Annotated in this window: 14 protein-coding genes; 7 read left to right on the forward strand and 7 right to left on the reverse strand. The window is 70.4% G+C overall.

From position 1 onward, the window contains the following. Window positions 1–176 precede the first annotated feature (176 nt). Entirely contained in the window at window positions 177–5,669 is a 5,493-nt protein-coding gene (locus tag ACWEOW_RS21095; RefSeq protein ID WP_452271208.1) for an NAD-glutamate dehydrogenase domain-containing protein, read from the forward strand. Window positions 5,670–5,811: 142 nt separating this feature from the next. Further along, complete coding sequence (locus ACWEOW_RS21100) at window positions 5,812–7,299, forward strand: sensor histidine kinase (protein ID WP_452271209.1); 1,488 nt, start codon at window positions 5,812–5,814, stop codon at window positions 7,297–7,299. A 66-nt stretch (window positions 7,300–7,365) separates the two neighbouring features. Here the strand turns inward: ACWEOW_RS21100 and ACWEOW_RS21105 are convergent, their stop codons facing one another. Continuing rightward, window positions 7,366–7,614 carry a WhiB family transcriptional regulator gene (locus ACWEOW_RS21105; protein WP_030194844.1) on the reverse strand — a complete coding sequence of 83 codons (249 nt, stop codon included), beginning with the start codon at window positions 7,612–7,614 and terminating at the stop codon, window positions 7,366–7,368. A 378-nt stretch (window positions 7,615–7,992) separates the two neighbouring features. On the opposite strand from ACWEOW_RS21105, the gene ACWEOW_RS21110 reads away from it, so the two are divergent. Continuing rightward, complete coding sequence (locus tag ACWEOW_RS21110) at window positions 7,993–8,394, forward strand: hypothetical protein (protein ID WP_452271210.1); 402 nt, start codon at window positions 7,993–7,995, stop codon at window positions 8,392–8,394. A gap of 30 nt (window positions 8,395–8,424) precedes the next feature. Here the strand turns inward: ACWEOW_RS21110 and ACWEOW_RS21115 are convergent, their stop codons facing one another. From ACWEOW_RS21115 to ACWEOW_RS21135, 5 genes are all read right to left on the reverse strand, one after another. Beyond that, a complete protein-coding gene (locus tag ACWEOW_RS21115) occupies window positions 8,425–9,207 on the reverse strand; it encodes a GDSL-type esterase/lipase family protein (protein WP_452271211.1) in 783 nt (260 codons plus the stop codon). A gap of 4 nt (window positions 9,208–9,211) precedes the next feature. Then, on the reverse strand, window positions 9,212–9,388 hold the full coding sequence (locus ACWEOW_RS21120) for a DUF6104 family protein (protein WP_452271212.1): 177 nt from the start codon (window positions 9,386–9,388) through the stop codon (window positions 9,212–9,214). 107 nt (window positions 9,389–9,495) lie between these two features. After that, window positions 9,496–13,410, reverse strand: coding sequence for a multifunctional oxoglutarate decarboxylase/oxoglutarate dehydrogenase thiamine pyrophosphate-binding subunit/dihydrolipoyllysine-residue succinyltransferase subunit (locus ACWEOW_RS21125; protein WP_452271213.1), 3,915 nt, complete (start codon window positions 13,408–13,410; stop codon window positions 9,496–9,498). A gap of 166 nt (window positions 13,411–13,576) precedes the next feature. Further along, entirely contained in the window at window positions 13,577–14,380 is an 804-nt protein-coding gene (locus tag ACWEOW_RS21130; protein WP_452271214.1) for an ABC transporter permease subunit, read from the reverse strand. Then, window positions 14,377–15,432, reverse strand: coding sequence for an ABC transporter ATP-binding protein (locus ACWEOW_RS21135; protein ID WP_452271215.1), 1,056 nt, complete (start codon window positions 15,430–15,432; stop codon window positions 14,377–14,379). Before ACWEOW_RS21135 ends, ACWEOW_RS21130 begins: the two co-directional genes overlap by 4 nt. Window positions 15,433–15,610: 178 nt before the next feature. Between ACWEOW_RS21135 and ACWEOW_RS21140 the strand changes: the two genes are divergently transcribed. Together ACWEOW_RS21140 and ACWEOW_RS21145 are read left to right on the forward strand one after the other, a co-directional pair. Beyond that, entirely contained in the window at window positions 15,611–16,963 is a 1,353-nt protein-coding gene (locus ACWEOW_RS21140; RefSeq protein ID WP_452271216.1) for a hemolysin family protein, read from the forward strand. Beyond that, complete coding sequence (locus ACWEOW_RS21145; protein WP_452271217.1) at window positions 16,960–17,997, forward strand: hemolysin family protein; 1,038 nt, start codon at window positions 16,960–16,962, stop codon at window positions 17,995–17,997. The genes ACWEOW_RS21140 and ACWEOW_RS21145 overlap by 4 nt, the downstream gene beginning before the upstream one ends. Window positions 17,998–18,032: 35 nt before the next feature. On the opposite strand, the gene ACWEOW_RS21150 is transcribed toward ACWEOW_RS21145, so the two are convergent. Further along, entirely contained in the window at window positions 18,033–18,656 is a 624-nt protein-coding gene (locus tag ACWEOW_RS21150) for an ASCH domain-containing protein (protein WP_452271218.1), read from the reverse strand. 127 nt (window positions 18,657–18,783) lie between these two features. Here ACWEOW_RS21150 and ACWEOW_RS21155 point away from each other — a divergent pair, with 127 nt between their 5' ends. Both ACWEOW_RS21155 and ACWEOW_RS21160 read left to right on the forward strand, forming a co-directional pair. Next, complete coding sequence (locus tag ACWEOW_RS21155) at window positions 18,784–19,623, forward strand: patatin-like phospholipase family protein (RefSeq protein ID WP_452271219.1); 840 nt, start codon at window positions 18,784–18,786, stop codon at window positions 19,621–19,623. Next, the gene (locus tag ACWEOW_RS21160; protein ID WP_452271220.1) at window positions 19,620–20,666 is read left to right on the forward strand and encodes a 1-acyl-sn-glycerol-3-phosphate acyltransferase; all 1,047 of its coding nucleotides are present in this window, start codon (window positions 19,620–19,622) and stop codon (window positions 20,664–20,666) included. The genes ACWEOW_RS21155 and ACWEOW_RS21160 overlap by 4 nt, the downstream gene beginning before the upstream one ends. Window positions 20,667–20,817: the final 151 nt, after the last annotated feature.

The following is a 20,817-nucleotide window of genomic DNA, read 5'->3' on the forward strand; positions in this document are numbered from 1 at the left end:
CCTCCCACCGGTCATGAGTCAACTCTAGGGAAGTTCCGCGCGGCTCCTGGGAGTTCTCCACCGGTGCCCCTCAGGTGGTTCGGGGCACCCCCGGAACGGCGATAGGCTCACATGGTGAGATGCGCGGCACAACGACGTGCCGGCACGGGCTACACGGTGAGGAAACTTACAACCGCATGTCAACGTCACTCGAACAGTCTCGAATCGACGTCCTGAAGGCTGCTGCAGCGGCCGTCGCACCCGCCCACCGCGGAGGTGGAGGCGCCCCCGACCGGGCGACGGAGGAGCTGGAGCAGTTCCTGCTCGCCTACTACCGGCTCGTGGCCACCGAGGACCTCCTCGCCCGACCCGCTCGTGAGCTGGCGACGATCGCCTTGCAGCACAAGGAGTTCGCGCAACAGCGACCCATCGGCACCCACAACGTCCGTGCCTTCAACCCGACCGCCGACGACGAAGGCTGGTCGACCGGCCACACCGTCGTGCAGATCGTCGTCGACGACATGCCCTTCCTCGTCGACTCTGTCGTCGCGGCCCTCGGCGGCTTCGACCGCGGGGTGCACCTCATCGTCCATCCGCAGATGACCGTGTCGCGCAGCATCACCGGCGAGCTCAAGACGGTCGTGACCGACGGCTCCACCACCGTCGACAACGGCTCGCTCGGCCTCGTCAACGAGTCCTGGATGCACCTCGAGATCGACCGGCTGCCGTCCGAGGCGCTCGCCGACGTCGAGGCCCGCCTGGCCCATGTCCTCGACAACGTGCGCGACTCGGTCGAGGACTGGCCGAAGATGCGCGCCCACGCCTTGACGATCGCCAGCGAGCTCAAGGCGGCCACGCCCCCCGGCACCGACCCGCGGCAGGCCCGCGAGGCGGCTCGCTTCCTCGAGTGGCTCGCCCACAACAACTTCACCTTCCTCGGCTACCGCGAGTACTCCCTGACGAGTGAGAAGGGTCACGACCTCTCGCGGCAGGTTCCCGGCACGGGCCTGGGCCTGCTGCGCTACGACCGGCCGCAGGCAGCCAAGGGCGTCGTGCTGACCCCGGCCGCGAGCCGGGCCGCTCGCGACTCGACGATCCTCATCATCACCAAGGCCAACTCGCGCGCGACCGTCCACCGTGACGTCTACCTCGACTACATCTCGGTCAAGAAGTTCAACGCCCGCGGCGAGTGCATCGGCGAGCAGCGCTTCCTCGGCCTCTACGCCTCGGCGGCCTACAACGACACGATCCACGACATCCCCCTGCTCGACGTCCGCGCCGAGGAGGTGCTGCGACGCACGGGTCTCAGCTCGGACAGCCACTCGGGCAAGGACATCCTGCAGATCCTCGAGACCTACCCCCGCGACGAGCTGTTCCAGACGAGCCCGGCGCAGCTGGCCGACATCGCCACGAGCGTGCTGCACCTGCAGGAGCGCCGCAAGACCAAGCTGTTCCTGCGCCGCGACGAGTTCGGCCGCTTCGTGTCGTGCCTCGTCTACCTTCCGCGTGACCGTTACAACACCACGGTTCGGCTGCGCATCGAGTCGATCCTGCTCGACACGTTCGGCGGCGCGAACATCGACAACACCACGCGCGTCAGCGAGTCCATCCTCGCCCGCCTGCACTTCGTGGTCCGTATGCCGGCCGGCGTGGACATCCCGGAGGTCGACGAGGAGGCCCTCGAGCAGCGAGTCATCGACGCGACGCGGACCTGGGACGAGGACCTGTCCGAGGCGCTGGAGCAGGCGCGCGGCGCCGAGGGCGCCGCCCGCACCATGGCGGCATACGCCAAGGCGCTTCCGGAGGCGTACAAGGAGGACTTCGACGTCGAGACCGCGGTCGACGACCTCGACCGCATCGACGCCATCGGCGACGGTGACCGCACGACGGCGTTGCACCTCTATGACGACCCGACCTGCGAGAGCGCGCAAGAGCGGCGGTTCAAGCTCTACCGGCGCGCCGACCTGTCGCTGACCCAGGTGCTGCCGCTGTTCACCCACCTCGGCGTCGAGGTGACGGACGAGCGCCCGTACGAGGTGCCCGGCGCAGACGGTCGGGTCCTGCACATCTTCGACTTCGGACTGCGTGCGGATGCTGACGCGTGGGGTCGCGCAGCCGCGGAGGCGGACATCCGCCAGCGTTTCGAGGACGCCTTCCGCGCCGTGTGGGACGGCCGGGCGGAGTCCGACGGCTTCAACGCCCTCGTCCTCGGGGCCGGCTTGACCTGGCGACAGGTCGTCATCCTGCGCACGGTCGCGAAGTACCTCCGCCAGACCGGGTCGACGTTCTCGCAGGACTACGTCGAGTCGGCCCTCGTGGCCCACACCGGCCTCGCGCGCAGCCTCGTCGAGCTCTTCGAGACGCGCTTTGACCCCGACGCCTTCCCCGACACCGATGCAGGCTCCGACAAGCGCGCCTCGCGCGAGAAGGCGATCGTCACCCGGATCCGCGAGGCCCTCGACGACGTCGCCAGCCTCGACCACGACCGCATCGTGCGCGCGCTGCTCGGCGTCATCCAGGCGAGCCTCCGCACGAACTTCTACCAGCCCGACGAGCGTGGCCTCGACAAGTCCTACGTCTCGCTCAAGCTCAACCCGAAGAAGGTCCCTGACCTCCCCGCGCCGCGGCCGATGTTCGAGATCTGGGTCTACAGCCCCCGCGTCGAGGGCGTGCACCTGCGGTTCGGCAAGGTCGCTCGCGGCGGTCTGCGCTGGTCCGACCGCCGGGAGGACTTCCGCACCGAGATCCTCGGGTTGGTCAAGGCACAGATGGTCAAGAACGCCGTCATCGTGCCGACCGGCAGCAAGGGCGGGTTCTATGCCAAGCAGCTGCCCGACCCGGCGGTCGACCGTGCCGCCTGGATGGACGAGGGCATCGCGTCCTACAAGGTCTTCATCTCGGGCCTGCTCGACCTGACGGACAACCGCGTGTCGGGGACGGCGGTCCCGCCGCACCGTGTCGTGCGTCACGACGAGCACGACACCTACCTCGTCGTCGCGGCAGACAAGGGCACCGCGAAGTTCTCCGACATCGCCAACGGCATCTCGTCGGACTACGGCTTCTGGCTCGACGACGCCTTCGCCTCCGGTGGGTCGGCTGGCTATGACCACAAGGCGATGGGCATCACCGCCCGCGGCGCGTGGGAGTCGGTCAAGCGGCACTTCCGCGAGCTCGGCGTCGACACGCAGACCGAGGACTTCACCGTCGTCGGCGTCGGCGACATGAGCGGCGACGTCTTCGGCAACGGCATGCTCCTGTCGGAGCACATCCGGCTCGTGGCCGCCTTCGACCACCGCCACATCTTCGTGGACCCCACCCCCGATGCGGCCAGCTCGTATGCCGAGCGCCGCCGGCTGTTCGACCTGCCGGGCTCGTCGTGGGCCGACTACGACACCGCGCTGGTCAGCACGGGTGGCGGCGTCTTCCCCCGCTCGGCCAAGTCGGTGCCGGTGACGCCCGAGATGATCACCGCGCTCGGCCTGCGCTCCAACACCAAGAGCCTGACCCCGGCCGAGCTGATGAAGGCGATCCTGCTCGCACCCGTCGACCTGTTCTGGAACGGCGGCATCGGCACCTACATCAAGGCCGCCTCCGAGACGAACTCCGAGATCGGTGACCGGGCCAACGACGCGATCCGCGTCAACGGAGGCGAGCTGCGCTGCAAGGTCGTCGGCGAGGGCGGCAACCTCGGGGCGAGCCAGCTCGGGCGCATCGAGGCGGCCCTGGCCGGCGTCCGCGTCAACACGGATGCGATCGACAACAGCGCGGGCGTCGACACCTCCGACCACGAGGTCAACATCAAGATCACCCTGACCGAGCTGACCCGCTCGGGCGAGCTGACGATGAAGCGGCGCAACACCCTGCTCGCGTCGATGACGGACGACGTCGCCGACCAGGTGCTGCGCGACAACTACGAGCAGAACGTCCTGCTCGGCAACGCGCGGGCCCAGCAGCACCAGATGCTCACCGTGCACGAGCGGCTGATCCAGTTCCTCGAGGAGCACGGCGACCTCGACCGGGGGCTGGAGTTCCTGCCGAGCGACGCCGAGATCTCCCGCCGCCAGAAGGACGGCCTGGGGCTGTCGTCGCCGGAGTTCTCGGTGCTGGTGGCCTACGCGAAGCTGTACCTCAAGGGGAAGCTGATCGCGACGTCGCTGCCGGACGACCCGTGGTTCGCGGCGACGCTCTCGGAGTACTTCCCGAAGGCGCTACGTGGCAAGTACGCCGAGCAGATCGCGGCCCACCCGCTGCGCCGCGAGATCATCACCAACGCGGTGGCGAACTCGATGGTCAACCGCGGTGGCATCACCTTCGCGTTCCGTGCGGTCGAGGAGACGGGCGCGACGCCGGAGCAGGTGGCGCGCGCCTACGTGGTGTGCCGTGAGATCTTCGACCTGGCCAGCTTCGTGCGCCGCGTCGAGGCCACGGACAACGTCGTCAGCACCGGTGCCCAGACCGCGGTCTACCTCGAGTTCCGCCGTCTTCTCGACCGTGCCGTCCGCTGGTTCCTCACGTCGCGGCCCGCGACGCTCGACATCGCGGCGGAGGTCGCGCGGTTCCGTCCTGGCATCGAGCGGTATGCCGGCCGGATCCCCGAGCTGCTCCAGGGCAGTGAGCGTGCGCGCCTCATGCGTCGCGCAAAGGACTTGCAGGGCAAGGGAGTTCCCGAGGACCTCGCTCTCACTGCTGCGTCGCTGCTCGACTGCTACTCGCTGCTCGACTGCGTCGAGATCGCCGAGGACACCGGCGAGCGGCTCGACGACGTCGTCGGCGTGTACTACCTGACGTCCGAGACGTTCTCGATCGACGCGATGCTCACGCGTGTCACGGCGCTGCCTCGCGAGGACCGGTGGGATGCCCTCGCGCGCGGTGCCCTTCGAGACGACCTCTATGCCGTGCTCGAGAGTCTGACCAGGTCCGTGCTCGAGGTCAGCCACGCCCGCCACGACGCGCCGGAGCGGCTCGCCGAGTGGGCCGAGCTCAACGCCGACGCGCTGAGCCGGGCCCGCGCCGCCCTGGGTGGCATTGAGCGGATGAGCCACGCCGGCATCGCCGCGCTGTCCGTCGCCCTGCGCACCCTGCGCACCGTGACGAGGCCCGCGTCGTCGGCACCGCCCACCGCAGTGGAGCTGCCCGCCGCCCTGGCCGAGGCGGCCGGGCCGGCAGCGGCGAGCCCCGACGGCGCTCCGGGGCGCACACCTGCGAAGGCGACCTCGAAGGCGACCTCGAAGACGGCCTCGAAGGTGGCGCCGCGCAAGGTGGCAGCGGCCGGGGCGGCGGCCAGCAAGCGGTCCCGGGCAGCTGCACCCGCGGCGGCCGCGGCGGTGAACGACGCGAAGGCGGCCGGCCGCTCGGCGAGCCGGGCCGCCGCCGCCTCGATCTCCGCGGCCACACGCGCGGGAGCGACGGCCCAGCGGGCGGCCAAGACCGCCACCGGGGCCTCGAAGCGGAACGCGCCGCCGGCGAAGTCAGCGGCGAAGGCGGCCACCAGGACTGCCACCAGGACTGCGACCGAGTCGACGACGTCCCGCGCAAAGCCCACGGCGAAGTCGACCGCCAAGTCCACCGCCAAGTCCACTGCCACGTCGACTGCGAAGTCGACCGCGAAGTCCACGGCGAAGTCGACGGCGAATGCCGTCAAGACGACCAAGCAGTCGGCCCGCAAGGCCGCCACGAGCGCACGCGGCTGAGCCGTATCAGGCTGACCACTCGACGTGGCGAGTCCCACGTCGAGTGGTCAGCCTGACAGGGCCGAGCACCGGGGTGTAGGGCCGGCGTGATGCGTCTCGGACCGGTCCTGAGGTGGCCATCCGCGCGCAATAGGCTCGTCCCGTGGCAACCCTGAGCGAGCTCCTGCGCGGCCGGACCGACCTGCCGGTCCACGACGTCGAGTGGTTGCACCTGCTCGTCGGTGACTGGCAGCTCGTGGCCGACCTGTCCTTCGCGGACCTCGTCCTCTGGGTCCGGTCGATCAGCGACCGCTGGGAGGCGGTGGCGCACGTGCGTCCGACAACCGGGCAGCTGGTGTTCGTCGAGGACCAGGTCGGGCGGGTCGCCGAACCGGGGCGGACGCGGGACCTGCTCGACGAGGCCGCTGCCGAGCAGCGAATCCTTCGGGTGCGCCAGGTCGTCGTGCCGCACGAGCACGGGCCGGACCAGTCCGTCCGCGAGGAGTACATCCCGGTCGTGCGTGAGGGTCACGTCGTGGCGGTGATGACGCGGCATACGAACCTCTGGACCACACGGACGCCGAGCCGCCTCGAGCTCACCTACCTCGCGACGGCAGACGCGCTGTGCCGCATGGTCACGGGCGGAGAGTTCCCGCACAGCACGGCACCCACCGGGCTGCGCCGCGGCGCCCCGCGGGTGGGCGACGGTGTGGTCCGCCTCGATGTCGACGGCATCGTCACGTACGCCAGCCCGAACGCCGTCTCGGCGCTGCACCGCCTCGGCCACCTCGGCGAGGTCGTCGGCGCGAGCCTGGCCCAGATCGTCACCGACAACGTCCGCGAGTCGTACCCCGTCGACGAGGGTCTACCCCTCGTGGTGACCGGGCGCCAGCCGTGGCGCACCGAGGTCGTCGCAGGCGGGACGACCGTGTCCATGCGGGCGATCCCGCTGACCGAGGCGGGTCAGCGTTTCGGTGCGATCGTGCTCATGCGCGACGTCGGCGAGCTGCGGCGGCGAGAGCGCGAGCTGATGACCAAGGACGCGACGATCCGCGAGATCCACCACCGCGTCAAGAACAACCTCCAATCGGTTGCGGCCCTGCTGCGGCTCCAGGCCCGCCGGGTCCCGGACGGGGAGGCGAGGGTCGCCCTGGAGGAGGCGGAGCGGCGGGTCGGCACCATCGCCATGGTCCACGACCAGCTGAGCCAGGGTTTCGACGAGACGGTCGACTTCGACGCGATCGCCCAGCGCGGGCTCGGCGCGGTGGTCGAGGTCGCCGCGAACGGCGCCCCCGTGCAGACCGTGACGCAGGGCTCGTTCGGGAGGCTGCGCGCGGAGGACGCGACGGCCCTGGCCATGATCATGAGCGAGCTCGTGCAGAACGCCATCGAGCATGGCCTCGGCGACACCGGCGGCCAGGTGAGGATCTCGGTGGAGCGGCTGGCCGACGAGCGGGGCCAGCCCATGGTCGTCGTGTCGATCGAGGACGACGGCAAGGGGATCGACCCTGCGCGCCGGCCGGGGTCGGGCCTGGGCACCCAGATCGTGCAGTCGCTCGTCGCCGACCTTCAGGGCCGGATCAGCTGGGAGCCGGTGGTGCCGCGCGGGACGCGTGCACGTTTCACCGCGAGTCTGCGTCCCCTCGGCTGAGCAGGGCCTGAATGCCAAAAGCCCGGTGACCGTGGTCACCGGGCCGCGTTCGGGTCGTGGGCAGGCTCAGCCGGCTCGGCGCGCTCGCGCGTTGCGGCGCTTGAGCGCGCGGCGCTCGTCCTCGGACAGGCCACCCCAGACGCCGGCATCCTGGCCGGTCTCCAGCGCCCACTTGAGGCACGTGTCGATGACGGGGCAGGTCCGGCACACTGCCTTGGCTTCCTCGATCTGCAGGATGGCCGGTCCGGTGTTCCCGATGGGGAAGAACAGCTCCGGGTCGGCTTCCAGGCAGGCAGCGCGGTCGCGCCAATCCATGTGGGTCGTGCTCCTTCAGTCAAGTAGTGTTCGGCACCACAGGCCTGTGCGGGCAGTGGTGCTGTCTCGGCGCCATCGTCATTGTCGGAGCCAGGTCATGGTTGATGTCGCTCATGAGGGGATTGCCCCCTGAACCAACGGAAACGCGCACGAAAATGTTCCGTACGCGTCGTGGCCATGAACCAGTGTGACCAGGATCCACGTGGGTATTCAACGGTCTCGCCGAAGGTCACACCAAGGAGTGATCTTATCGGCAGTCGGCTCCCAGTTCCAGACCCCAGCGGAAGTCAACCGGCGCGCATCTCGCCCATACCCACCCCCACGGACGGTCGTACCCGCCACGCAGGTGCGCGGGTGGCCGCTCGCTACGCTTCAGACGTGACGGATCCCACGCCCTCCCGCCCGCCGTTGCGCGGCGCCCAGCGCACCGCGGCAGCGCTCACGCTCGTCGAAGCGCTCGTGCTGCTCGGCTTCGCGGTCTTCTTCGTCGTCGAGATCGTCTTGGGTGCGAGCGAGAGCGTGGTCACCGCCTCGACGCTCGGGGTCCTCATCGTGTGCTTCGCCGCCGGCTTCGCTGCGCTGGCCTTCGGGTGGTGGCGCGGTGCGACCTGGCCCCGGACGCCGACGATCCTGCTCAACGCGCTCCTGGTCCCGGTCGCGTGGTCCCTGCACGACGCCGGCCGCACGGACCTGGCGCTGCCGATAGCGGTGGTTGCCGTGGCGACGATCGTCGCGGCCGTGGCGGCCCCCGGACGCCGCGTCGACCGACCGGTCGCCTGACCGACGCAGGGGAGCGGCACGTGCGGGACGTCAGCTGAGCGCCAGCCAGTCGTTCCAGCCGTTGTGCAGCACGAGCCAGGCGATCAGGCCGTAGCCGGCCTGCCCGGGGTGGGCGCGGTCTGGGCTTGCCGCGAGGTCCGCCATCCACTGGTCGTGCGTGGCCAGCGGCCGGAAGCAGTCGACGTAGGTGATGCCCCGCCGGGCGCACACGTCGGCCTGGGCCTCGGCCAGCGCGGCGACCCGCCGGTTGAGGTCGTCGTCGAGGGTCGGGGTGAGGCCGACGACGAACACCCCGATGCCGGCGTTGGTCGCCTCGTCGAGGACGTTCGCCAGGTTGAGCCGCGAGCGAGCCATCGTCATCCCGGACACGACGTCGTTCATCCCCACGGAGACGACGAGGCGGCGCTCCGAGCGGCCCTTCCAGCGCGGGTAGCACTCGGCTCCCCAGCGGGTGACGATGTCACCGGAGGTGTTGCCCCGCACCCCGAGGTTGTATGCCGTCAGGTCGAGGTCGGGGTGCTGGGTGCGGGCCACGACGCGACCGACCCAGCCCAGGCCCTTGGGGTCACCGTAGCCGGCGGTCATGGACGCGCCGATGAAGACCATGCCCACGTCGCGCACCCCGTCCGCGACGGTGAACTCCGTCGAGGGGGCGAAGTAGGGCTCCTCGACCGAGTCCGAGCTCACCTCGGGGGGAGGCGCTGCGGCATACCGCGTCGCGTCGTCGGTGAACTGCGTGTGGGACGAGGGATATGCCGGGCCGACGCCGTAGGGCGGTCGGGGGCGGTCAGCGCTGTCGGTGCCGTTGTTCACGTGCTCAGTCCTCGTCGTCGTCCAGCCGGGCGAGCCACGTAGCGAAGCGCTCGACCGGCACCTCGAACTCCGGGTTGAGGTCGACGAAGGTGCGCAGCTGCTCGGCAAGCCACTCGAGGGTGACCTCTTCCTCGCCGCGACGGGCTGCGAGCTCCTCGATTCCCCGGTCGGTGAAGTACACGTGGGGAGGTTACCGCGTGCGCCGGGCCGGGCTGCGGAGGCGGGCCGTCAGGCAGCGCGAGGGCCCCGCCACGCAGCGTGACAGGGCCCTCGAGCGGTGTTCGGCGGTCAGCGCGTGAAGGCGCGCTCCATGAGCTCGGCCTGCTCTGCCGCGTGCTTCTTGGAGGACCCGGTCGCCGGCGACGCCGACGCCTTGCGGGCCAGGACGCGCCACGGCCGGGTCTCGCCCATCTCGCACAGGTCCTCGTGCAGCCACTGGGCCATGAGCGGCCACGCACCCTGGTTGCGCGGCTCGTCCTGGACCCAGACGAGCTCGGCGCCGGGGTACTTCGCCACCGCGTCGCGGATCTCCTGCTCCGGGATCGGGTACAGCTGCTCCACGCGGATGATCGCCGTCGAGGTGTCGCCGCGCTTCTCGCGCTCGGCGTCGAGCTCGTGCACGACCTTGCCCGAGGCGAGGATGACGCGGTCGACGTTGGTCGTCACGCCCTCGTGGTCGGGCAGGACCGGACGGAAGCCGCCCTGCGTGAACGCCTCGACGTCGCTGGCGGCGGCCTTGCTGCGCAGCATCGACTTCGGGGTGAAGACGATCAGCGGCGTGCGCGGCCGCTGGATGGCCTGCCGGCGCAGCAGGTGGAAGTAGCTCGCCGCGGTCGAAGGGTAGGCGACGGTCATGTTGTTCTCCGCGCACAGCTGCAGGTAGCGCTCGATACGCGCCGAGCTGTGGTCGGGACCCTGGCCCTCGAAGCCGTGGGGGAGCAGGAGCACGACCGAGCTGCGCTGGCCCCACTTCTGCTCGGAGCTGCTGATGAACTCGTCGACGATCGTCTGGGCACCGTTGGCGAAGTCACCGAACTGGGCCTCCCACAGCACGAGGGCGTCCGGGCGCTCGACGGAGTAGCCGTACTCGAAGCCCATCGCGGCGTACTCGGACAGGAGCGAGTCGTAGACCCAGAACCGCGCCTGGCCCTCACCGAGGTACAGCAACGGGGTCCATTCCTCGGCGTTGTTCTTGTCGATGAGCACCGCGTGGCGCTGGACGAACGTGCCGCGGCGGCTGTCCTGACCGGCCAGCCGGACGGGGGTGCCCTCCTTGAGGAGGGTGCCGAACGCGAGGAGCTCGGCCATCGGCCAGTCGATCCCGCCCTCGCGGACCATCTGGGCGCGACGGTCCATGAGCTGCTTGAGCTTCGGGTGGATCGTGAAGCCCTCCGGCGGGCTGGCGAAGGTGTCGCCGATGTGCACCAGCTCGCTCGCCGGAACGCCCGTCTGCGTGGCCGAGCGCGTGGCGGGAGCCTTGTCGTCCTGGACCTGTGCGGTCGGTCGCTCGAGGCCGGCATTGTCGGGAGCGTCGGACTCGTGGTCGTAGGTGGTCGCGACGGGAGCCGCGGCGGCCTTCTTGGCCTCGCGCGTCTCGACGAAGACCCGCTCGAGCTGCTGCTGGTAGTCCCGCAGCGCCGCCTCGGCGTCCTCGACCGAGATGTCCCCGCGGCCGATGAGCGACTCGGTGTAGAGCTTGCGGACCGAGCGCTTGGCCTCGATGAGGTTGTACATGAGCGGCTGCGTCATCGAGGGGTCGTCACCCTCGTTGTGACCGCGCCGCCGGTAGCACACCATGTCGACGACGACGTCCTTGTTGAACTCCTGGCGGAACTCGTAGGCGAGCTCGGCCACGCGGACGCAGGCCTCCGGGTCGTCGCCGTTCACGTGGAAGATCGGCGCCTGGATCATCCGGGCGACGTCCGTCGAGTAGACCGAGGAGCGCGAGGAGCTCGGCGACGTGGTGAAGCCGACCTGGTTGTTGATGACGACATGGATCGTGCCGCCGGTGCGGTAGCCACGCAGCTGTGACAGGTTCAGCGTCTCGGCGACCACACCCTGCCCGGCGAACGCGGCGTCCCCGTGCATGAGGACCGGGAGCACGGTGAAGGACTCGCCGGCGAGGTTGAGGCGGTCCTGCTTGGCCCGGACGATGCCCTCGAGAACCGGGTTGACCGCCTCGAGGTGCGACGGGTTGGCCGCGAGGTAGACCTTGGTCTTGCTGCCGTCCTCCGACACGAACTCACCCTCGGTGCCGAGGTGGTACTTCACATCGCCCGAGCCCTGGACCGACTTGGGGTCCTGGGTGCCCTCGAACTCACGGAAGATCTGGCCGTAGGACTTGCCGGCGATGTTGGCCAGCACGTTGAGGCGCCCGCGGTGCGGCATACCGATGCAGACCTCGTCGAGGCCCTCGCCCGCGGCCCGGCACAGGATCCGGTCGAGCAGCGCGATGACCGACTCGCCACCTTCGAGGGAGAAACGCTTCTGGCCGACAAACTTGGTCTGCAGGAAGGTCTCGAAGGCCTCGGCCGCGTTGAGCCGGCGCATGATGCGCAGCTGCTCCTCGCGGTTGGCCTTCTCGTAGGGCTTCTCGACCTTGTCCTGGATCCACTTGCGCTGCTCGGGGTCCTGGATGTGCATGTACTCGATACCGACGGTGCGGCAGTACGAGTCGCGCAGGATACCGAGGATCTTGCGGAGCTTGAGGAACGGCTGGCCGCCGAACCCGCCCGTGGCGAAGGTCCGGTCGAGGTCCCACAGGGTCAGGCCGTGCGTGGTGACGTCGAGGTCGTGGTGCCGGCGCTGCTTGTACTCCAGCGGGTCGGTGTCGGCCATGAGGTGGCCGCGCACCCGGTAGGCGTGGATGAGCTCCTGGACGCGCGCGACCTTGTTGATGTCGTCGTCGTGCGAGCTGTCGATGTCCTGGATCCACCGGACCGGCTCGTAAGGGATGCGCAGCGACTCGAAGATCTCGTCGAAGAAGTTGTTCTTGCCGAGCAGCAGCTCGTGGATGATCCGGAGGAAGTCGCCGCTCTGGGCGCCCTGGATGATCCGGTGGTCGTAGGTCGAGGTGAGCGTGAGGATCTTGCTCACCGCGTTGCGGTTGAGGGTCTCGTTGCTCGCGCCCTGCCACTCGGCGGGGTAGTCGAGGGCCCCCACGCCGATGATCGCGCCCTGGCCCCGCATGAGCCGCGGCACCGAGTGGACGGTGCCGATGCCGCCGGGGTTGGTCAGCGAGATCGTCGTGCCCTGGAAGTCCTCGACGGTGAGCTTGTTGGTGCGGGCCTTCTTGACCATGTCCTCGTAGGCGGTCCAGAAGTGGACGAAGTCCATCTCCTCGGCCGACTTGATCGAGGGCACCACGAGGGTGCGGGTGCCGTCGTCCTTCTGCAGATCGATGGCGAGGCCGAAGTTGACGTGCGCCGGCCGGATCAGCGCGGGCTTGCCGTCCTGCTCGGTGAAGCCGTTGTTCATCTCCGGCATGATCGCCAGGGCCTTGACCATGGCGTAGCCGATGATGTGCGTGAAGCTGACCTTGCCGCCGCGCGAGCGGGCCAGGTGGTTGTTGATGACGACGCGGTTGTCGATGAGCAGCTTGGCGGGGACCGCACGGACGCTGGTGGCGGTCGGGACCGTCAGCGAGGTCTCCATGTTGGCCACGACGCGCGAGGGCGCGCCGCGCAGCGGCGTCACGATGTCGTCGTTGACCGGTCCGGTCTCCTTGACGGCCGGGATGTCGCGCGGCTTGGGCGCCTCGGCGGCAGCAGGGGCAGGTGCCGGGGCGGTCGGGGCAGGTGCCGGGGCGGCCGGGGCAGGTGCCGCAGGAGCGGCCGCGGGGGCCGCGGGAGCAGGGGCGGAGGCGGCGGGAGCCGTGGCGGCTGGGGCTGGAGGGATCGTGGGGGTCGTGGGCGTCGTTGGGGCGGGGGAGCCGTTGGTGCCGCCGGGAGCCGGGGTCGTCGCCGGGGCGGGAGCAGCGTTGGAGCCAGGCGTCTGGGTCGCGGTAGCCGTCTGCGTGCGGGCCGGGGCCATCGTGGCACCGTTCGCGTCCGCGTCACCCTTCCCGTAGTCCTCGAAGAACCCCCACCAGGCCTTGTCGACCGACTGCTTGTCGGTCAGGAACCGCTGGTAGAGCTCGTCGACGAGCCATTCGTTCGGCCCGAATGCTGCCATCGGGTCACCGGACGTGGACTGATCGGACACGGCGAATGCGCCTCTTTCGTTGGCTTGGGTGCGTCGATGCCTATACGCGCCCAAGCGTAGCCCCGAACGGACCCTTACCCGACACGCCGCCGGATGTCGAGCCGGCGACGGGACGAGGTGTTCATCACGCTCACTCGACTGTGGCTGGGCGACCCGGCCTGGCGGGTCAGGAGATGTCGGCGCGGATGGTGCGGACCGTGCCGAGGCCGGCCATGAAGGCCGCGTAGCCGGCGAGAACGAGCGCACCCGCCCACCAGGACAGCTGCTGGAGCGCCTCGCCGTTGAAGCCGCCCGCGGCGGTGTCGAGCATCGCGCCGGTGGCGCGGCTCGGCAGGTAGGGCGAGATGTTCTCGCCCACGTCGGTGAGGGTGAGCACGATGCTGAGGATCGGCTCGACGATCCAGGCGACACCGACCGCGATGAGCAGCGCGGCGACCTGGTTCGGGATGAGGATGCCGGCGCCCAGGCCGATCAGGCCCCAGAGGCCCAGAGCGAGCAGCGCCAGCGCCAGCGTCCGCCAGATCGACGGGTCGGCGAACGGGTGGTGACCCTTGGACTGGAGCACGATCGTGCCGGCGGCGACGGCCCCGGCGAGCGACAGGACGCCGTAGAAGGCGCCGATGACGAGCAGCGAGACGACCTTGGCGCCCATGACGCGGCCTCGGCGTGGCGTGCCGAGGAACGTCGCGCTGATGGTCTTGTGGCGGTACTCGGAGCCGATGGTCATGATGCCGATGGCCAGGGTCAGCAGGTAGCCGACCTGGATGCCGCTCGTGAAGACCGACTTGGCGAGCGCCACGTCGGTGCGCGGCGCCACGCCCGCAGCGGCGCCCTGGACGTTGTCGCTGGTGAAGATGAACGCGAAGAGCACGGCGAAGGCGGCGCCGACGACGACGATGGCGATGGCCATCCCCCACCAGAGTCGTGTCGTGAAGAACTTGCGGAACTCCGACCGGATCGCCGGGGTCATCGGGCACCGTCCTCACGCCCGGCGTCGCCGGAGGTCGTCGGGTCGGCCAGCAAGGCCGGGTCGAGGGGCGGCCCGCTCGGTGGCGGGAGCTCCGCAGGTGCCCCGGTCGGCGGCTGGCCGGCAAGGTCGCCGCGGTTGCGGTTGCGGTGCTCCTCGCTCTCGGTCAGGTTGAAGAAGAGCTCCTCGAGGTGCGTCTGCTCCGTGCGCAGCTCGTGGATTGCGACGTCGTTGGCGTGAGCGACGTCGCCGACGACGGCGAGGTCCTCCGTCGTGACGCGCAGGCCGCGGTCCTTCGTCGTGACCTGGAGGCCACGCCGGCGGAGTGCCTCGGAGAGGCGGTCGGGGTCGGACGTGCGGACGTATGCCGTGGGGTCGCCGCGGAGCTCCTCGACGGTGCCCTGGGCGACGCGCTTGCCGTTGGCGATGATGACGACGTCGTCGACGGTCTGCTCGACCTCGGAGAGCATGTGGCTCGAGATGAGCAGGGTGCGGCCCTCGCCGGCCAGGTGCCGCAGGAAGCCGCGCAGCCAGCGGATGCCCTCCGGGTCTAGCCCGTTGGCGGGCTCGTCGAGGATGAGGACCTTCGGGTCGCCGAGCAGCGCGGCTGCGAGCCCGAGCCGCTGGCGCATGCCCATCGAGTAGCCGCCTGCGCGCTTGCGGGCGGCCGCCGGGATGCCGACCAGCTCGAGCAGCTCGTCGACGCGCTGGTCGGGGATCCCGGCCACGGAGGCCAGCACGCGCAGGTGGTTGCGTCCGGTGCGGCCGGGGTGGAAGTTCGTCGCCTCGAGGGCCGAGCCGACGACGGTCAGCGGGTTGTGGATGTCGGCGTAGCGGTGGCCGTCGATCGTGCCCGTCCCCGCGGTCGGGTGGATCAGCCCGAGCAGCATCCGCAGGGTGGTCGTCTTGCCGGCACCGTTCGGGCCGAGGAAGCCGGTGATCCGGCCCGGCTCCACGTCGAAGTCGAGGTGGTCGACGGCGACGAGCGAGCCGAACCGCTTGGTCAGCCCCCGCACCTCGATCCGTCCGGTGAACTCCGGTCGCTCGCTCACCATGTGGTCCCTCCCTCGGCCGGCTGCCCGACTGCGCCCTGTCGGGGCCAACTCAACCACACGGCATACCGTCGGCGAACAGGGCTCGTCCACCCCGGCGGGTGCTCGTCCTGCTCCCTATAGTTGGGCCCACCATGACCACCCACTGCGACCTGTGCGACCACCGGCGGTGCCGGCTCCGATGACCGAGTGGCTGCTCGTCCTCGGTGCCGTCATCCTCACCGTCGGCACGGCGGTCTTCGTCGCGGCCGAGTTCTCGCTCGTCGCACTCGACCGCCCGACCGTCCAGCGGGCCATCGACGAGGGCGACTCACGGGCGCGAGTGGTGCTCCAGTCGCTCAAGCAGCTCTCGACGCAGCTGTCCGCGGCCCAGGTGGGCATCACGATCACGACGCTCGTCGTCGGCTACCTGGCCCAGCCGTCGATCGGTGCCCTGCTGTCGGGGCCGCTCGCCTCCCTCGGGCTGGGGCAGTCCGCGGTCGATGCCCTGTCGAGCGCGCTGGCGCTCGTGATCGCGACGGTGTTCTCGATGGTTTTCGGCGAGCTCGTGCCGCAGTTCCTCGGGATCTCCGTGCCGCTCGCCGCGGCCAAGGTCGTCGCGCTGCCGGTCCGGGTCTTCGCCGTGGTGGTCAAGCCGCTCATCGTCGTGCTCAACGGCTCGGCCAACTGGTTCCTGCGATCGGTCGGCATCGAGCCGCAGGAGGAGCTGTCCGGGGCTCGGACGCCACAGGAGCTCTCGAGCCTGGTCCGGCGTTCGGCCGAGGCGGGCACGCTCGACGTCAGCACGGCCCGGATGCTCACGCGGTCGCTCGGTTTCGGCGAGCGCACGGCCGACGATGTCATGACGCCGCGAGTGCGCTGCACCGGCATCCACCGCGACGAGACGGCCGACGACGTGCTGCGCCTTTCGCGCCGCACCGGTCACTCGCGCTTCCCGGTCCTCGGTGAGGACTGGGACGACATCGACGGCGTCGTCCACGTGAAGAAGGCGATGGCCGTGCCGCACGAGCGCCGCAAGGACGTCCCGGTCTCGGCCCTGATGTCCGACCGGCTCGTGGTCCCGGAGACGATCCGCCTCGACCCGCTGCTGCGACAGCTGCGCGAGGGCGGGTTCCAGATGGCCGTGGTCGTCGACGAGTACGGCGGCACCTCCGGCATCGTGACCCTGGAGGACGTCGTGGAGGAGATCGTCGGCGAGGTCGCCGACGAGCACGACCGCACCCGCCAGAGCGGTCGCGAGCTGCTCGACGGCTCCTGGACCGTCCCCGGCCTGTGGCGGCCCGACGAGGTGCGCGACGCGCTCGACGCCGACGTCCCCGACGGGCCGGAGTACGAGACGATGGGTGGCTACGTGATGGCCCGCCTCGGGCGGGTGCCCGTGGTCGGCGACGTCGTGCGCGTGCCGGGCTGGCGCATCCGGGTCCTCGGGATGGAGGGCCGCCGGGTCGACCGGCTGCGCTTCGTGCCCGATCCCGAGACGGCGCCGCGACGGCCCTCCAGCGAGCCCGACGAGCCACGGGAGTCCCGGGCATGAGCGGCGCGTGGGTGTACCTCGTATCGGTCCTGCTCCTGTTCGGCAACGCCTTCTTCGTCGGCGCCGAGTTCGCCGCGATGGCCGTGCGCCGGTCCACGCTCGAGCCGCTCGCCGACGCCGGGAGCAAGCGGGCGGCCTCGTGCCTGCTGGCTCTGGAGCGGCTCGGGTCGATGCTCGCGACCGCGCAGCTCGGCATCACGCTGTGCTCGGTCGGGCTGGGTGCGCTCGCCGAGGCGTCCCTCGAGCATCTCTTCGAGCCCGTCTTCGCGGGGTGGGGCCTGTCGGAGGCGTGGGCGCGCGGCGCCGCGCTGGCCGTCGCGCTGCTCATCGTCAGCTACCTGCACGTCGTCGTCGGCGAGATGATCCCGAAGAACCTCGCCATCGCCGGCCCCGACCGCGCGGCGCTCGTGCTCGTCCCGCCGCTCTATGTCATCGCCACGACCCTGCGACCGATCGTCCACGCGATGGAGACGATCGCCAAGGCGATCGTGCGCCTCTTCCGGGTCGAGCCGAAGGATGAGATCGCCTCGGCGTTCACCGCGGAGGAGGTTGCGCACATCGTCGGCGAGTCCCGCCGCGAGGGGCTCATCGAGGAGGAGCGGCACGGGCTGGTCGCCAAGACCCTCGAGTTCTCCGACAAGAGGGCACGCGAGGTGGCCGTCGGGGTCGACTCCCTGACCACCGTCCAGCTGGGAGCAACCCCGGCCGATATCGAGAGGCTCGTTGCGAAACAAGGCTTCTCGCGCTACCCCGTCCGTGACGCGGCTGGGGAGATCGCCGGCTACATCCACCTCAAGGACATCCTCTATGCCGACGACCACCGCCATGAGCAGCCCATCCCGCCCAAGCGCGTCCGCCGTCTCGCGACGGTCCGCGAGGACGACGAGATCGAGGATGTCCTGGCCACGATGCAGCTGACCGGAGCCCACCTCGCACGCGTCATCGACGCCGACGCCGAGGTCTCGGGTGTCGTCTTCCTCGAGGACGTCCTCGAGGAGCTCGTCGGTGAGGTGACGGACACTACCCAGCGATGAGCGCCCTTGGGGCGCAACGGCATAGCGGGTTGGAGTCAGGCGGTGGGCTGGCGGTCCAGCCAGTCGAGGTATGCCGCACCGCGCGGTGAGAGCTCGTAGCCGACCTCGTGGCTGATGGTCAGGCCGTGCGCCTTCAGCTTGCGGATGTCCACCTTCATCGGGAGCAGGTCGCGGTCGAGGAGGACCGCCAGCTCCTTGGACACGACGTGCGGGTTGTCACGGATCCACTCCAGGATCTGCCGGGTCCATGGGCCCGAGGGCTTCGCGGCGTCGAGCCGCGCGAGCCGGGCCCCGATGTCGGCCAGCTCGTCATCGTCGGGGAGGTTGTTGCGCAGGGCGACTCGTGGGTCCTCGCCGGCCCAGCTGAGCCGGACGCGGTAGACCTTGTCGCCTCCCTTCCCGCCACGGGCCGACGGCTTGCGGGTCGTCGGCGCGAGGAACTTCTGCAGTGTCGCGAGGTCCTTCACCCCGGCCTTGCGTGCATCTCGCTCGGTCAGCTTCGACGGGTCGCGGACCTGGCTCACGGCGTCGAAGCGCACCAGGCCGGCTGGGGTGAGCTGGGTGGCGCCGACCTTGACCCGGGGCACGTCCCACCGACGGAAGGCCTGCGTGACCGTACCGGCCCGGATGGCATCGGCGACCGGCTTCGAGATGAGCACCGGCCCATCGTGGCACGCGGCTCCGCGGTGCGACGGCATACGGCGCACCCGGCGGCGCGACGGCATACGGGGGCACCCAGCGGCACGGCGGCATACGGTCGCAGTCGCAGCGCGGTAGCGTCAGGACGTGGAGGAGCGACGGACCGCCTTCGTGCTCGGCGGCGGTGGCCTGCTCGGCGCTGTCGAGGTGGGAATGCTGCGCGCCCTGTTCGAGCGGGGCATCCGTCCGGACCTGGTGGTCGGCACGTCGGTCGGGGCGCTCAACGGCGCGCTCGTCGCCGCGGACCCGGGCCCCGGTGTCGTCGAGCGGTTGGTCGAGCTGTGGCACAGCGCGTCCGAGGGTCGGGAGATCTACGGCGACAGCCCGATGAGGCAGGCGGCCCGCGCCTTCCGGACCGGCACGCACCTGCACTCGGCCGTGCCCCTGCGCGACCGGATCCGCGAGGAGCTCGGCGACCGCACCTTCGAGGACCTCGTCGTGCCTTTCCAGTGCTGTGCCGCGTCCATCGAGCGGGCCACCGAGCACTGGTTCACCACGGGCAGCGTCGTCGACGCCGTGGTCGCTTCAGCCGCCGTGCCGGGGCTGCTGCCGCCCGCCAAGGTCGGCGACGAGCACTTCCTCGATGGCGGCATCGTCAACTCCATCCCGCTCGGGCGCGCGGTGGAGCTCGGCGCCGGCCGGATCTTCGTGCTGCAGGTGGGCCGGGTGGACAAGCCCCTGTCGGTGCCGACGCGGCCCTGGGACGTCGCGCGGGTCTCGTTCGAGATCTCGAGGCGGCACCGCTACCTGCGGGAGCTCGCTGCCGTCCCCCCGGAGGTCGAGATGCACGTGATGCCAACAGGATCCGCTGAGGCCCAAGAGGACTCGCTGTTCGCGTACCGCAGTTTCAGTGCCGTCCGCCGGCGGATCGAACAGGCGCACGTGGCCTCGGCGGCATACCTCTCGCGGCTCGAGGGGCCGGCGTGATCGCCTTCCTGCGTCGCATGGCCCTGGCCGTGGCGATGCTCACGCTGGCCGCCCTCGCCATCATCGGGCTGCCGTTGATCGTCGTCCTCGCTGCGGCCCTGTCGCCTTTGGTGCCCGGGCGTCTGCGGCCCCTGCGCGTCATGTGGATCGCGCTGCTGCACATCTTCCTCGAGGCGATCATGATCCTCGTGATGCTCGACCTCTGGGTCTTCTCCGGGTTCGGGTGGGCGATCCGGCGGCCATGGTTCGCCAGGGCTCACTACGCGCTCGTGCGCGCCTACCTCGCGGTGATGTTCCACGAGGCCTCTCGCGTGCTCCACCTCAAGGTCGTGCTCGAGGGTCAGGCGCCCAACCAGGGCGCCCCCGGGCCGGTGCTGGTCCTGTCGCGGCACGCCGGGCCGGGCGACTCCTTCACCGTGATGTATGCCCTGCTGCAGTGGTACGGCCGCGAGCCGCGCGTCGTGCTCAAGAACACCATGGCCCTCGACCCTGGCATCGGGCTTGTCCTGCACCGGCTTCCCGCACGCTTCATCTCGCCGAACCCGGGCTCGAAGGACGCGCGCGTCGAGGTCGAGTCGGAGATCGCCGAGCTGGCATCCAGCCTCGACGACAACGACGCGTTCGTCATCTTCCCCGAGGGCGGCAACTTCACCCAGGCCCGGCGCGAGAGGGCCATCGCGTCGTTGCGCAAGCTCGGGCTCGCCTCCATGGCCGACCGTGCTGAGCGGATGACCAGCGTCATCGCTCCCCGGCCCGGTGGCGTGCTCGCCGCGCTCGACGCCGCACCGGACGCCGACGTCATGCTCGTGGCCCACACCGGCCTGGACCACCTCGACACCGTCAGCGATGTCTGGCGTGAGCTGCCGATGGACAAGCAGATCGTGATGCGATGGTGGCGGGTGCCCCGGGCGGAGATCCCGGCCGGACGCGAGGAGCGGATCGACTGGCTCTTCACGTGGTGGGAGCAGATCGACACGTGGATCGAGCAGAACCGGCCGGTCGAGGCAGCCGACGGGCGCGAGGTCGCCCCCGAAACCCCCTGAGCAGCAGCGGACCTCGCGCTACCGCGCCCCGTCGGTGCGCCGGCAGGAGCCGTCGCTCGTACCTCGCTCCTCCCGAATCCCTCGGGGGCACGAAACCGACTGAGGCCGTGCTGACACCGCGAAGCGTGTCAGCACGGGCGCAGTAGGGTTA

The organism is Monashia sp. NPDC004114, assembly GCF_053603855.1.

Excerpts from the sequence above, each read along its gene's own strand:
- ACWEOW_RS21105 (WP_030194844.1), bottom strand. The coding sequence starts at position 7,614 with ATGGATTGGCGCGACCGCGCTGCCTGCCTGGAAGCCGACCCGGAGCTG.
- ACWEOW_RS21135 (WP_452271215.1), bottom strand. The coding sequence starts at position 15,432 with ATGGTGAGCGAGCGACCGGAGTTCACCGGACGGATCGAGGTGCGGGGG.
- ACWEOW_RS21130 (WP_452271214.1), bottom strand. The coding sequence starts at position 14,380 with ATGACCCCGGCGATCCGGTCGGAGTTCCGCAAGTTCTTCACGACACGA.
- ACWEOW_RS21140 (WP_452271216.1), top strand. The coding sequence starts at position 15,611 with ATGACCGAGTGGCTGCTCGTCCTCGGTGCCGTCATCCTCACCGTCGGC.
- ACWEOW_RS21095 (WP_452271208.1), top strand. The coding sequence starts at position 177 with ATGTCAACGTCACTCGAACAGTCTCGAATCGACGTCCTGAAGGCTGCT.
- ACWEOW_RS21145 (WP_452271217.1), top strand. The coding sequence starts at position 16,960 with ATGAGCGGCGCGTGGGTGTACCTCGTATCGGTCCTGCTCCTGTTCGGC.